We start from the raw sequence: 13,455 nt of genomic DNA on the forward strand, positions 1-13,455 counted from the left end.
TCTAAAATATCGGGAGGTGGTCCATGTTTATTTAGCAAAACTAGATGCACAGTGAACTGTGAGTTAATTTACATGTTCCAAAAATACAATTATCAATCTATAAAAATCCGAAGTTTATTCGATTATTAGAAGAGAAGTTGGCAAATGCACAGTGTGTTATTTCTAGAAGAATTAAAGGGTCTTCTCGCTGGAATAAACAGCGAGTAAAGATAGCTAGAATTCATGAATGAATGAAAAATTCTAGAAAAAATTACTTGGACAAAATCAAAATATTTTTATCAACCAGCTGTTTGAGTTAAATACTTAACAGGCAATTCCTTTTTATTTATTATCTTTTTGCACCGGAACTAATAATAGAAAAGCACCTCTCTAGGAAAGCAGAGGTGCTAATCATTATATAATTTTTTTATTTTTTGTGGTGATTGTTTTGTTTGAGTAATGATATTCTCATTTCGTAATTCTTTAAAGAGCGACGTGACCATAAGAGCGACTACAATAGAGAATGGCTGCAATAGCTACAATTGTTAATCCGCAAATAAGCTTCAAACTGTTTTTCGGTGATAAGTTACCATTGCTTGTTTGCATAGCAACAACAAATGTCGCGGAATCAGCAGAGGTATCGAAGAATGTTGCGACTAAAATTAGTCCAGTAATGGTCAAAAATGTTGAGAATGGTAAATGCGAAATGACAGCGAATAACCCAATTTAGGTACCCCGGACTTGAGTTCTTCTAATTTTATTTCTATTTTCATAATATAGAATTTATTATTATAAATTCTATCCTCAAGATTTAAAAAGGTTCAGATTTTCCGAAAAAGAAAATTATGGTTTTAGGGGTGAATAAAATATTTCAAATTGACAGGTATGTATGATTATCCCATGTAGATTGCATCCACTCTCCAAGAAATGTTCGTTGGTTTCAAGTTTTCGTAGCAACAGAACCTTTAATTTCTAATGGTCCCAGTATCTTTTATTTTGACATGTGTCTTTACATTTATTTTAGCCTCTGCTAACGCTTTCAACCAATCTTCTTTTCGTTCTTTCCACTCTTTATATTGAAAAGCTCTAGCATATAATGATAATCCGATTGGATCAATTTTATTCTGCTGTATTTCATCCAACATATTTTGTAATTCCTTATTAATTTCTTTTTCGATAGCGCTTTCTAAATTATTTATGTTTTTTTTATTATCATAATGCTCCTTAATTAAATTCGCATTGGTTTTTTCTACTAAGGCTACATTAGCGTTTATATCGAGATTAAATACAAACTTTCCATTTTTAAAATTAACATCTATCTTCCTTGTCGCATTCTGTACGAAGATAGAAGTGTTTGTTTTTTTGTTGGATTTTTTAGGAGGAAGCGCAAGGTGTAGAATCATCCGGCCTGTAAGTTTTGACTTATTTATAAGATTGAAGAACTTAACATCTTTTTTAGGGATACGAGTTGAAAATTTTCCTTGGCGATCTAAAAGTGCAATTCCTATCGTGTCAATTTCATTCTTTGTTTTTTTGATAACTGGAACAGTTTGTGTCATTCCTTCTTCATTTTGTTCTCTCATTAATTGTTGAATCGTAGAAGAAACGGATTGATTATTTTGAATGGAGGATTCGATTACACTACTTATATAAGATGGTAGTGATGGTTTATCTGGCTTATTAATTGTAAAAATTTCTTCTACAGGTCCATCTACAAGTACTACTTTAGCATTAATGGTAGCGTAAGGATCACGGTAAGAAGAATCAAGCTCCTGCACCCAATTTGCTTCTTGCGCTAATTTTTTCCCAATTAAAATGATTTCTGCTTTGGAAGCTGTCATAAAGCCTGTTAACTTCGTATCTATCTTACTGAAGCCAGTATATACAGTTGATGCTTGTGTCCAATGTTCTATAGTACTTTTTGGCTGTTTATGATGAAAGAGTGGGATGCTTGTTCCAACTTTTATGTCTCCATTAGGGGTTCTATCCAAGCCAATTAACAGGATTAATGAAACCTTCTCAAGAGGAATTCTCTGACTACAACCAATTATATATACACAACAAATTACAATCCATATCCATTTTCGAATCAAAGTTGTTTCCTCCTAGTAATCCAAGTAAAAAGAATACTGTAAGCGAAAAATAAGATTGGTAATAGAATAAAGAAAACGACATTTAAGATATCCATAAGAGAATATATAAACAAATATTGATCCACATTGGGATTTAGAAAAATAAATAAGCCGACTATTAATACCATAAAACCAAACAGTGCCCAATTGCGAGCGTTTTTTTGAAGTGAAATGGTCAAAGAATCAAAACTGAAAAATAAATATGGATATATTGTAGTGGAAAATACAATTAAATAGTAAGCGATATATATAATTTCTAATCGTTCTATGAAAGAAAAACGAACCCCTTTTAACAGATGAAATACTGGCCAAATTACGTCTTTTATCCCCTCCGGACTAAAGTATATATAAGAAAGAATAGTCACATATAGGTAGAAAAACATGGTTCCAGTATTCGCAATTAGTAGTCCCTTTATAGCTTGTTGTTTTTTTTGTAAGAACGGATAAATAAAATATGCAATTTCTAAGCCAGCATAAGGGGTAATGGTTTCTTTCGTTGCCTTTACAATAGGGTATATACCATCTTTAAAAATAGGTAGTAGGTGTAAAGGAGCATACATACTCTTTAATGAAAAAAGAAGAAGTAATGGCATCCAAGTAGTGAAGAAGAAAACAAGCATAGAATAACTAGTAAGAGCCCTTAACCCACTCAGAGCTAAAATAATAAAAGGCAATAATAATAATATAGTGATTTGATAAGCAGGAATGGAAGGGAATATCCACACTTTTACAATATCAGTTGCCTTTAATAAAGTATTAAAGCCAGCAAAAAATAGATAAAAGGCGTATAAAAGAAGAAAAATTGTCCCAAGCCATTTACCAAAGTATGTTTTTAAAATCTGTGAGAAGTTTTTGTTAGGATTGTTTTGTAGCATTAATATAATAAATACGCCAATTATAGAAGTAGTAATCCAACCCAGAATGATAGAAATCCAGCCATCTGTGCCAGCGGTAGTAGCAAGTGGGCTTGGCATAATTAGCATTCCTGATGCTAGTTGCAGTGAATGAATGAAAATAATAAATTCAAATAAAGTTATGTTTTGGAATTTACTATTTCCCATGCGAACCACCTTCTTTTTTCTTTTTTTGTTTCGGCTGTCCTGTACTCGAGCGGGTGGTGATCATGGAAATAGGAAATCTTACAAAAGAATCTTTTAGCTCTTGGAGACGAAATGGTGCTATTGGCAATCCGTATGGTGAACCATAGGAAGTTAGTGAAACAAAATGAGCAAATAAGAGCATTAATCCACTAACAATACCTACAATGCCATAAAAGTATGCCAATAACATCATTGGAAAACGAATAAGGCGTATAGAACTTGATAAATCGTAATTAGAAACAATAAATGATGCAATGGCTGTAATAGATACGATAATAACCATAACGTTACTCACAAGACCAGCTTGAACAGCCGCCTGCCCAATTACAATTCCTCCAACGATCCCAATAGTTTGTCCAATTGGTTGTGGTAAGCGAATACCAGCTTCACGTAGCATTTCAAGTGTAATTTCCATTATAAATGCTTCCAGCAGGGGAGAAAAAGGGACTTTGACTCTTGACGTTGCAATAGAAGTGTATAAATCTAAAGGAATGATTTCAAAGTGAAAAGAGACGATAGCAATATAAAATGCGGGTAAAAAAATAGCTATAATAAAACCAGCAAATCGTAATAAACGAAAAAATGATGCAATGAGCCAATGTATATTATAGTCATCTGGAGTCTGAAAAAATCCAATTAAATTCATTGGGACAATCATCGCGCCAGGAGATCTATCAACTAATACAGCTATTTTTCCATCAAGTATATGATTTGAGATGGCGTCCGGACGTTCGCTTAAATAAGCCTGTGGAAAAGGAGTCCAATTTTGATCTTTTGTATAATTAGATAGTTCTCCAATGCCCAATACCGCATCCGTTTTAATATTACAGATTCTAGTTTCTATTTCTTGGACTAAATCTGTGTTTGCTACATCACCTAAGTAAATTAAATAGACTGAAGAAGTGGCTCGTTCTCCAATCGTCAGCTTTTTGATTTTTAACTCTGTAGAAGGAATATATCGACGAATTAGGCCTATATTTTTTGTGGCATTTTCAATAAAACCATCATGTGAGCCTTTAATAGTAACTTCTGAAATCGGTTCTTGAATGGATCTCTCTGCCCAGCCTTTTGTATTTATTAGAAGTGACCGCTTTTCTCCCTCCATAAACAGTACACATTGACCCTCAAGTAATCCTTCTTTAATTTCATTCCATGTATATACTATTTTGGTATGAGTAGCAATAATATTAGAATTAAATATTTGACTGTCTTCATTTACGTTTTGTAATAATGGTGTAACAACATTGCTTTTTAATGCGACACCATCTGTAAGGCCTTCAAAATAATATAATAAAATATTCGTGTTTGTTTTTAATTGCAAAGGATGTTCAATCAAATCTGCACTAATATCAAAGATGTTATCTAGTGTATCTTTAAGTTTTTGTAAGTTACTCGTTTGGATCTTTTCAATGGTTTTATCTGTCTTCGTTTCTAAGGTTTCTTCAATTAAGGACATGAGTTCACCTCTTAATATGTATAATAGTCCGTTTTTTTATTATTATTTTTCTATAATTTAATTTTATTCATTGAATTTAATTATATTGAGAGGGATAAAGTAGAAAGTAGTTTTAAACTAACCTCACTTTCAATTCATTTAGGATATCTCCATAGCCCTTACGGTTAGAGGCCTTATCGCTTCATTCTTTAGATTGATACTTGCGTTAATCTCCCTATCATGGTGTATACGACAAGTAGGGCAGTATCATAGAGTTTAAACGTCTTTGTTTTGATATCCACAACAAGATCATAATTAGATCAAAGCAAATGTTTTCAGTACGACAATGACTTGTTTGCCGTACCACTTGGGTTTGCATTCTAACATGGCTCGAAACTGTGACCATGATACCTCACTAATTGCTTTTGCTAACCTATGATTCTTTAATATATTCAATAATTGCAAATCCTTTATATCGATAACATCATGATTTTTGATGATCTCAGTTGAGATTTTGTGCAAGTAATATTTTCTAGTATTTTCTATATGTTCATGAATTCTAGCTACTTTTACTCGCTATTTATTTCAGCGAGAAGATTCTTTCGTTCGTCTAGAAAGAATAAGTTGTGCTTTCGCTAACTTCTCTTCTAATGATCGAAAAAACTTCGGAATTTTCTAGATAATTCCATCTGACAAAATGGCGAAATCTTTTAGTGCTACATCCATCCCAATGTAATATTGTGTTTTTGGAAGTTCTTACACTTCTGTTTCAACTAATAGTGACACGATTCATCTCCCATTGGAGTTCCTTGAGGAAGGAGTCTTCTAGAAAAAATGATAATTATTTATTGAAATTTCAATATACGAATGTTTAATTTTAAAATATCTGTATATTTTTATTAATTGATTTTATTGAATTTGGGGATTTATATAATTTAATCCACTTAAAACGGTATTTTAAGTGGATTAAGAAATTATTCCCATTTTTATTTTTCTTTATTTTCTAATAACATATGCTATAATGAAAAAAACTAAAATTTCGACATTTTTCGTCAAAAAAGGAGAGTGCTCTATGAAACAATCGTTAACTTTTAAAGAAACAATCCCTATTGGACTTATGCTGTTTGCAATATTTTTTGGCGCAGGTAATATGATATTCCCTCCATTATTAGGATATTCATCTGGAACGAATATTTGGATATCGATTTCGGGATTTGTTGTGAGTAGTATTGGGCTTCCATTACTAGCCATCGCTGCTATTTCCCTTTTTGGTGGAAATGTTAGTACCCTTGCTAGTAGGATTCACCCCGCCTGTGGTGTTATTATTCCTCTTATCATTTATTTAGCAATTGGCCCCTTTTTCGCCATTCCTCGTACAGGCACTGTTTCATATGAAATGGCAGTTGCCCCCTTTTTAAGTAACACCATGCAAAATCAATGGTATATATTACTTCTGTACACATTTGTATATTTCGCCATAACGTATTATCTATCTTTAAATCCCTCTAAATTGGTAGATAGAATTGGAAAATATTTAACCCCGCTGTTACTAATCATGATTAGTATTATTATTGTTAAAGCAATTTCTTCACCAGTTGGATCTATTTCAACACCCTCTGATTCATATCAGGAAGCTCCTTTTTTCAAAGGATTTATTGAAGGATTTTTAACAATGGATGCCCTTGCTGCTCTCGTATTTGGAATTATCGTAATTAACGCTATAAAAGAAAAAGGTGTTACAAATAAAAAATCCATTGCTAAATCTACTATAGTAGCAGGGCTTATAGCCGCACTTGGATTATCTATCATATATATATCACTTGCTTATATTGGAGCTACTTCTCAAACATTTGGCACATTTGAAAACGGAAGTGTGTTATTAACAAATGTAGTACAACATTTATTTGGGCAATATGGTCTTTCCTTATTAGGAATTACAATGTTATTCGCATGTTTAACTACATCTGTAGGACTCGTTTCAGCATGTGGGAGATTTTTCACAACACTATTCCCAAAGATTTCTTATAACAAAATCATTTTAATTATTTGCTTATTTAGCTTTGGAGTATCAAACCTTGGTTTGTCTATGCTAATTAAACTTTCCCTACCTATCCTAATTGTTATCTATCCTGTAGCAATAGTGTTAATTATTCTCGCTTTTTTTGATCGTTATATAAAAGATAAGCAGGCTGTCTATGTTGGATCAGTTTTAGGAGCATTACTTATTAGTATAATACAAGGATTAGAAACAGCAGAACTGGCTAGTGACTCGCTGCTTACTTTCATGCAACATGTTCCTTTATATAATGAAGGAATGGGATGGGTTTTAATAGCCTTACTTGGTGGTTTGATCGGTTTGATGATTTCTGGAAGAACTAAACAATGTTCTACTACGTAAGATCCTTAAGGAAATTGTAATCATTGGAAAAATGTAACTCTAAAAAGACGTCTGATTCGTGTACAAAGAGAAAATATATAAACGAAAATAGTATCTGAGTGCTAATAAAAAAATTTGAAGATCATGTTTCCGCTTATTTTTTTTTCAAACTGAATTCACGTTTTTTTAGATAAATATATTCATTAGAATAAGGGGGATTAATCATATGGATTTCATCAAAGATGTAATCACTTCCATCCACAAATTCATTGGAATAACAAATGAATTTTTATGGGGTTACATCCTAATTGCTCTTTTAATTGGGATTGGATGCTATTTTACAATTAAGACAAGGTTTGTACAATTTCGCTATATTGGTGAAATGATTCGCTTACTTAGTGATGGCGCAAGTTCCTCAACTCGTAAAGCACAAAAAGAAAAAAATGGAGTTTCTTCTTTTCAAGCATTTTGCATGAGTACAGCTTCTCGCGTTGGTACAGGAAACTTAGCCGGTGTAGCAATTGCGATTTCCACCGGCGGACCTGGTGCAATATTTTGGATGTGGCTTATCGCATTAATTGGGGGAGCTTCTGCATTTGTAGAAAGTACACTTGCTCAAATTTACAAAGTAAAAGATGGTAATAAATTTCGAGGCGGTCCAGCTTACTATATGGAAAAAGGGTTAAATAAACGTTGGATGGGAGTTGTTTTCTCAATTTTAATTACAGTTTGCTTTGGTCTGGTATTTAATGCTGTTCAAGCGAATACAGTTTCGCTAGCGTTTGAAAGCGCATTCGATCTAGAACCTAAAATTGTCGGCTGTATACTAGTTGGTTTGATCGCACTAATTATTTTTGGAGGCGTAAAACGGATTGCTCGTGTTGCAGAAATGATTGTACCATTTATGGCGATTCTTTATGTTGGTGTTGCACTATTTGTGGTTATTACAAATATTACGCAAGTTCCTATTCTATTTAAAGAAATTTTGCTGCATGCTTTTGGTATTAAGGAAGTTGTAGGCGGAGGACTTGGTGCTGCGATTCTTCTAGGAGTAAAGCGTGGCTTATTTTCAAATGAAGCTGGTATGGGAAGTGCGCCAAACGCAGCTGCGACCGCTAATGTTACACATCCTGTTAAACAAGGGTTTATTCAAACACTTGGTGTTTTTACGGATACACTAATAATTTGTAGTTGTACTGCATTTATGATTCTTCTATCCGATATGCACAATGCTACAGACCTGAGTGGAATTCAATTAACACAAGAAGCATTAAAAACTCATATTGGATCATGGGCACCTACCTTTGTAGCAGTAGCTATATTTCTATTTGCCTTTAGTTCTCTCGTTGGGAACTATTACTATGGTGAAACAAACATTGAGTTCTTAAGTGGTAGTAAGACATTATTAATGATTTACCGTATTTCGGTAATTGGTATGGTAATGCTCGGTTCTATAGCTACAATTCAAATCGTATGGGATATTGCAGATTTATTCATGGGGATTATGGCCATTTTCAATCTCATTGCAATCATTTTCCTTGGAAAATATGCTTTCTCTGCTCTCAAAGATTATATAAGACAAAAAAAAGCTGGAAAAGATCCGATTTTCTATGCAACTAATATTCCTAATTTAAAGAATACTGAATGCTGGAACAACGAAAACACCAAAGAAAAGATTGGTTAACGAAGATCTTTACTTAAATACAGAGGAGTCAATTTCTAGGATTCTGAAGACGCATTTTTATTCAGGGCGTCTAATAAATACAGGTCATGAACACAACTATCAAGTTGAGGAAATAGGCAATTTTGAATTTCCACGTTTATAATATTACGGATAATTTATATCCATTTAATTAGAAATTTCAGTTGCTTTCAGATGAATCGGAATACATTTAATAATAAGGAAAAGGACGTATTTGTGATGCAGCGCATTCAAACAAAAAACCTAGAACAATTATTAGAGCAAGTACAAACATATACAACAAAAGGGAAACTGGCTACTTATATCCCAGAACTAGGAAATGCAAATCCAGATGATTTAGGGATTGCAATTTATCATAAAGAAACAGGTTATATCCATGCTGGTAACTCCCAAACACTTTTTACCCTTCAAAGTATTTCAAAAGTAATTACGCTTGCACTTGCGCTTTTAGACTGCGGCGAAGAGTATGTATTTTCTAAAGTTGGAATGGAGCCAACTGGTGATCCATTTAATTCTATTATCAAATTAGAAACAGCTAGCCCTTCTAAACCACTCAATCCAATGATTAACGCAGGAGCACTGGCAATTACAAGTATACTAACAGGGGGTAGTAATGACGAGAAGATGGAACGGATTCTTTCCTTTGTGCGTGATATTACGGATAATCCTACCATTAATTACTCTTCAAAGGTAGCCGCCTCCGAATTAGAAACAGCTTACCTAAATCGTTCTCTTTGCTACTACATGAAGCAAAATGATATTATTCATGGAGATGTGGAGGCGTTAATGGACTTATACACAAGGCAATGTGCAATTGAGGTAAACTGCATTGATTTAGCACGGATCGGTTTAATTTTTGCAATGGATGGATATGATCCATATAGAAAAAAACAAATTGTTCCGAACCATATAACAAAAATATGTAAAACCTTTATGGTCACATGTGGCATGTACAACGAATCTGGTGAATTTGCAATTCGCGTAGGGATTCCCGCGAAGAGCGGCGTTTCCGGTGGGATATTCGGCTGTGTAAAAGGAGAAATGGGAATTGGTATTTTTGGACCCGCTCTAGATGCAAACGGAAATAGTATAGCTGGTTTTAAAATACTAGAACTATTTTCCTTAAAAGAATGCTGGAGTATCTTTTAGGTTTTTAGTACTAATAATATAAAGATAGATGAAAAATTCTAAATAGCCTCTTACTCAAGTTAAAGGGATTCTGATGCAAAGTTCACAAAAAGCTAAAAAGAGACATGGATAAAGGAATTAAAGCAATTTAATATATATACGAAATCGCAGTTCGTAACTAAACTGCGGTTTTTTAACATAATATTGCATAAGGTTTAATAGCAATCAATCAAATTTTTTATCTTTTAAAAACCTTTGTATCAGAATTACCTATTTACACAATGGCTGAGTGAATATATATGAAATTGGCTGGTTTCTATTCTAAATATATACTCTATTATATAGATATACACAAGTAGAATAGGGAGTTACTAGAAATATGAAAGAGATAGAAATTATAAAATCTATAGAAAAAATAACCATTACATGGCAAAGCGCAACAATAAGTATTCCATTAGAAGATATAATCGAGGTTAGTACAAATATTTCGATTAAGAACACTACCAAATTAGTAGAAATTGGTAGTAAATTCGAACATTCGGAAAATATCTTTATTAGAACAAAAAAATTGGATTATATATTATTTACAACTAATAAGTTAACACTTCTAAATAAAATTAAATTTTAACTCACGAAGAGTCCTAGTGCAAATTTTCCTAATTATTTTACAATAATCCCTGCCAAGATTCCAAAAATATTATATATCTATAAGGAATCTTGGTAAAGAACTAATGAACAACGATGAAGGAAAACGAAAACAAATAGACAATAAATCCAATTTAATTATGTAAAAAATATATAACTATAATTAATGATATTAAACCTTCTAATAGTTAATTTTAGAGGTTAAATTTAAAATTCATCTTCCAAAATTAAATTACCGGCATCATTATCTTTCGTCAATCGCTGATTCAGGTAATTTTCTTTAGTGGTCCGATCATTTTTATGACCTACTGCAGCTGCGATAATATGAGGTGCTAATCCTTTGTAATCATATAGGTACTGTACATAAAAATGTCTAAAGAAGTGGGGAGTAATTCCGAAATTCTCTGTAAAGGGTAGCTGAGTATCCTTAATGATTTTAGAAATATATTGTGATAAATAATTCTCTCTATAAGCAGTATGGTTTTTAGTTTGAAATACTGTTCCACCATTTCTATTCCCAATGTCTATAGGTAATCTTCTCCGCATTCGAAATGCGGCAATCCGATTAAAAATCTTCTTATTAATGGAAACAATCCGCTCATTATCTCCCTTTGTATCAACCTTTAAATAATATCGTCCTCGTATAGCGTCATACTCAAGGTCATCCCACTTTGCATGTGCTACTTCTGCAACACGTAAACCTGTAGTAGCTAAGACTGACAATAAAGCGTAATTGATTTCATTATCCTTGTAGTAATGAAGTAACTGCTTTACTTCCTCATATGATAACTCCCTTTTAGGTTTATGTTGTTTATTTACAGTTGTACTTAGTATCTCAACATGTAGAGGGTCCTGAAAAAATTGGATTTCATATAGCCATTTCAAGTAGGAACGAATAACACCAAGCTTTCTACTAATTGTAGATGGCTTGTATTTATTTTTAGATTGATAGGAGATTGCCTCCTGAGACAACCATTTTTGATAATTACGGATATGTCGTTTTCTAAGATTTCTCCAGACTTGACCAACTTTATAATCTTTTACATCTTTCTGTAGAAATTCCTCACTTTGTTTAATAAAAAAATAAAACTGACTTAGATCACGTGCATATAGGGTTCTTGATGCATCCTTAATCCGTTTTTCTTGGTCAAAATGTGTTTGTCGATTCAAGTAGTAGTACAATATCTCTTCATCTGAAAACCCTTCATATGTATATGAATCTTCTCTTTCATTATTTTCTTTTTTTAATTCCGCTTCATTTATATAATCGTGGCTCCATAATGCAATTATGTTTGTAAAATTTTGTTTTTGTTTCTCTAGGTTTTCTAAAGAATTCACACTATGAAGAGTATCTAATTCAAGTTTCAATGTTATTCAACTCCTTATAAATTCCTTTTATATTAAATATTATAACGTAATCAATTAGAAAATAAATTACATATTAAGATTAAATTTTATAAAATAATAATATACAATAACTATAGAAAATCTCCCATTTTCTATGGTTATTATTTAATTTGAAAAATGCTATTTTACTCATATAGTTTAATTGTTAATAAAATTGAATTTTAAAAGGAAATTAAATTAAATATTATTGCGGTTTGCAATCTAATATATTTATCGTGGTATGTTATAATTTATTTAAAATGTAAATACTATAAATCTAATTAACATAATATTATTATGTTAACCACAAAGTGTGAGGAGGAATTAGAATGATTAGCGTATATGAAATGACTATGACTACAAATGAAGTGAAAGATTATTTAGATATTAGTCACTTTATTTTTAATAATTTAATGAAGCAAGGAAAGCTAACACCAATTAATAAGGATACATGGCGTTTAGATGGTAGTTTTTTATTTAGTAGAGAAGAAGTAGAGAAAGTAAAAGAAGAACGTAAAATTGAGGGTATTACTTTATACCAAGCAAGTAAAGAGTACCATGTTAGTATGAATCAGCTTGAAAAATGGATAGAAGAAGGAAAGTTAGTTTATTCTTTAATAGATCATCGTAATCGACAAACGAAATTTGTGAAGGAAGAGGATATACGTGAACTTGTTCAGCAAGTAGAACAAGCTAATCCTGTATATACATTTTCGCAGAAACATAATGTAGTATTATTACAAAAGTTTATAAAGGGCAATACATTGGCACGTGTAATTTCTATTCCAAAACGTGGTGATATTCAACTCCTTGATGAATTTGGGACTAATATGATACTTAGTGAGGCATTAGAAGAAGGGTATAAGTCTGCTTATATGTTATCGGATAAGCCTAGAAGCCATCATCAAAGGTTTGTTAAATTTCGTTTTCCAAAATCTGAGCAATTACGAAACAACATTTTCCACTTAATCGATAATATATTACAGTACGTATCACCAAGAAATATAAAAATTTCAGAAGAAGAGTCGTTTTGGTATTTTGAGATCCGTCAATCATTAATTACATTACCACCAGGAATTCATATGGAATGGATTGAAGAGTTAACGCCTTATATAATAGAAGGAAAAATGGTTCCAAGAATGAATCATAGTGTATATTTGGATAGTAACACAGTAACGAAGTCAGTCATACTTACAAGTAAGGAATACAAATATATGAAAGAAATTACAAATGAAACAAATAGCTCTATTGAAGAATTTATAGCCGTTGCTATCAGAGACAAAATAAATCAGCACTTACTTAAGTGAAATTGAATCTCGGGATTTTTTCTTTTATTTTTATTAAAACGTTTTGGGTAAATTGGTATAAATGCTATACTTTACTATTGCCAAAATGCTATTACAGATATAAAATCTGAATATCTAGTTTTATATCTGTAATACTTCCTATAAAGTCTGTTCTCAGACTTTCGGAAGTATAGAGATAGAAAAAATACAATAATAATTGTATGAATAATGTAGCGACAAATTCCCTTTTTATGCATTAAGTAAAAATATCTATTGTGTATGTAA

The 13,455-nt window shown here is 32.1% G+C and carries 9 protein-coding genes and 3 pseudogenes; 6 read left to right on the forward strand and 6 right to left on the reverse strand.

Annotation, left to right across the window (positions count from 1 at the left end; genetic code table 11):
• Nucleotides 1–98: 98 nt before the first annotated feature.
• Nucleotides 99–227: pseudogene (locus MHB70_RS29030) on the forward strand (IS200/IS605 family element RNA-guided endonuclease TnpB); the annotation flags it as partial.
• 159 nt (nt 228–386) lie between these two features.
• Here the strand turns inward: MHB70_RS29030 and MHB70_RS29035 are convergent.
• From MHB70_RS29035 to MHB70_RS29055, 5 genes and pseudogenes are all read right to left on the reverse strand, one after another.
• Nucleotides 387–705: pseudogene (locus tag MHB70_RS29035) on the reverse strand (BCCT family transporter); the annotation flags it as partial.
• A 239-nt stretch (nt 706–944) separates the two neighbouring features.
• Complete coding sequence (locus MHB70_RS29040) at nt 945–2,072, reverse strand: Ger(x)C family spore germination protein (RefSeq protein WP_061529709.1); 1,128 nt, start codon at nt 2,070–2,072, stop codon at nt 945–947.
• Nucleotides 2,069–3,172, reverse strand: a complete 1,104-nt coding sequence (locus tag MHB70_RS29045) for a GerAB/ArcD/ProY family transporter (RefSeq protein ID WP_061529708.1) — start codon at nt 3,170–3,172, stop codon at nt 2,069–2,071. The genes MHB70_RS29040 and MHB70_RS29045 overlap by 4 nt, the downstream gene beginning before the upstream one ends.
• Nucleotides 3,162–4,667 (reverse strand): spore germination protein, encoded by a 1,506-nt coding sequence (locus MHB70_RS29050; RefSeq protein WP_341343707.1) that lies wholly within the window; start codon nt 4,665–4,667, stop codon nt 3,162–3,164. Before MHB70_RS29050 ends, MHB70_RS29045 begins: the two co-directional genes overlap by 11 nt.
• Before the next feature lie 138 nt (nt 4,668–4,805).
• Nucleotides 4,806–5,432 (reverse strand): annotated as a pseudogene (locus tag MHB70_RS29055) (RNA-guided endonuclease TnpB family protein); the annotation flags it as partial.
• Between the two features lie 286 nt (nt 5,433–5,718).
• Here MHB70_RS29055 and brnQ point away from each other — a divergent pair.
• The 4 genes from brnQ (at nt 5,719) to MHB70_RS29075 (ending at nt 10,481) form a co-directional block, all read left to right on the forward strand.
• Nucleotides 5,719–7,044 carry a branched-chain amino acid transport system II carrier protein gene (gene brnQ, locus MHB70_RS29060; protein WP_061530055.1) on the forward strand — a complete coding sequence of 442 codons (1,326 nt, stop codon included), beginning with the start codon at nt 5,719–5,721 and terminating at the stop codon, nt 7,042–7,044.
• A gap of 205 nt (nt 7,045–7,249) precedes the next feature.
• Nucleotides 7,250–8,707: an alanine/glycine:cation symporter family protein gene (locus MHB70_RS29065; protein WP_061530054.1), complete on the forward strand. Its 1,458-nt coding sequence runs from the start codon at nt 7,250–7,252 to the stop codon at nt 8,705–8,707.
• Nucleotides 8,708–8,944: 237 nt separating this feature from the next.
• The gene (gene glsA / locus MHB70_RS29070) at nt 8,945–9,874 is read left to right on the forward strand and encodes a glutaminase A (protein ID WP_061530056.1); all 930 of its coding nucleotides are present in this window, start codon (nt 8,945–8,947) and stop codon (nt 9,872–9,874) included.
• A 358-nt stretch (nt 9,875–10,232) separates the two neighbouring features.
• Nucleotides 10,233–10,481 (forward strand): SunI/YnzG family protein, encoded by a 249-nt coding sequence (locus MHB70_RS29075; protein WP_061530053.1) that lies wholly within the window; start codon nt 10,233–10,235, stop codon nt 10,479–10,481.
• Between the two features lie 224 nt (nt 10,482–10,705).
• Here the strand turns inward: MHB70_RS29075 and MHB70_RS29080 are convergent, their stop codons facing one another.
• Entirely contained in the window at nt 10,706–11,866 is a 1,161-nt protein-coding gene (locus MHB70_RS29080) for a tyrosine-type recombinase/integrase (protein ID WP_061530052.1), read from the reverse strand.
• Nucleotides 11,867–12,213: 347 nt separating this feature from the next.
• Between MHB70_RS29080 and MHB70_RS29085 the strand changes: the two genes are divergently transcribed.
• The gene (locus MHB70_RS29085; protein ID WP_061530051.1) at nt 12,214–13,191 is read left to right on the forward strand and encodes a hypothetical protein; all 978 of its coding nucleotides are present in this window, start codon (nt 12,214–12,216) and stop codon (nt 13,189–13,191) included.
• The last annotated feature ends 264 nt before the right edge of the window (nt 13,192–13,455 follow it).

It is taken from the genome of Bacillus sp. FSL M7-1020 (assembly GCF_038050415.1).
Classification (GTDB): domain Bacteria; phylum Bacillota; class Bacilli; order Bacillales; family Bacillaceae_G; genus Bacillus_A; species Bacillus_A toyonensis.

Bases quoted from the DNA above. Each gene is read 5' to 3' on its own strand.
- MHB70_RS29045 (WP_061529708.1), bottom strand. From the start codon at position 3,172: ATGGGAAATAGTAAATTCCAAAACATAACTTTATTTGAATTTATTATT.
- MHB70_RS29050 (WP_341343707.1), bottom strand. From the start codon at position 4,667: ATGTCCTTAATTGAAGAAACCTTAGAAACGAAGACAGATAAAACCATT.
- brnQ (WP_061530055.1), top strand. From the start codon at position 5,719: ATGAAACAATCGTTAACTTTTAAAGAAACAATCCCTATTGGACTTATG.
- MHB70_RS29065 (WP_061530054.1), top strand. From the start codon at position 7,250: ATGGATTTCATCAAAGATGTAATCACTTCCATCCACAAATTCATTGGA.
- glsA (WP_061530056.1), top strand. From the start codon at position 8,945: ATGCAGCGCATTCAAACAAAAAACCTAGAACAATTATTAGAGCAAGTA.
- MHB70_RS29075 (WP_061530053.1), top strand. From the start codon at position 10,233: ATGAAAGAGATAGAAATTATAAAATCTATAGAAAAAATAACCATTACA.
- MHB70_RS29085 (WP_061530051.1), top strand. From the start codon at position 12,214: ATGATTAGCGTATATGAAATGACTATGACTACAAATGAAGTGAAAGAT.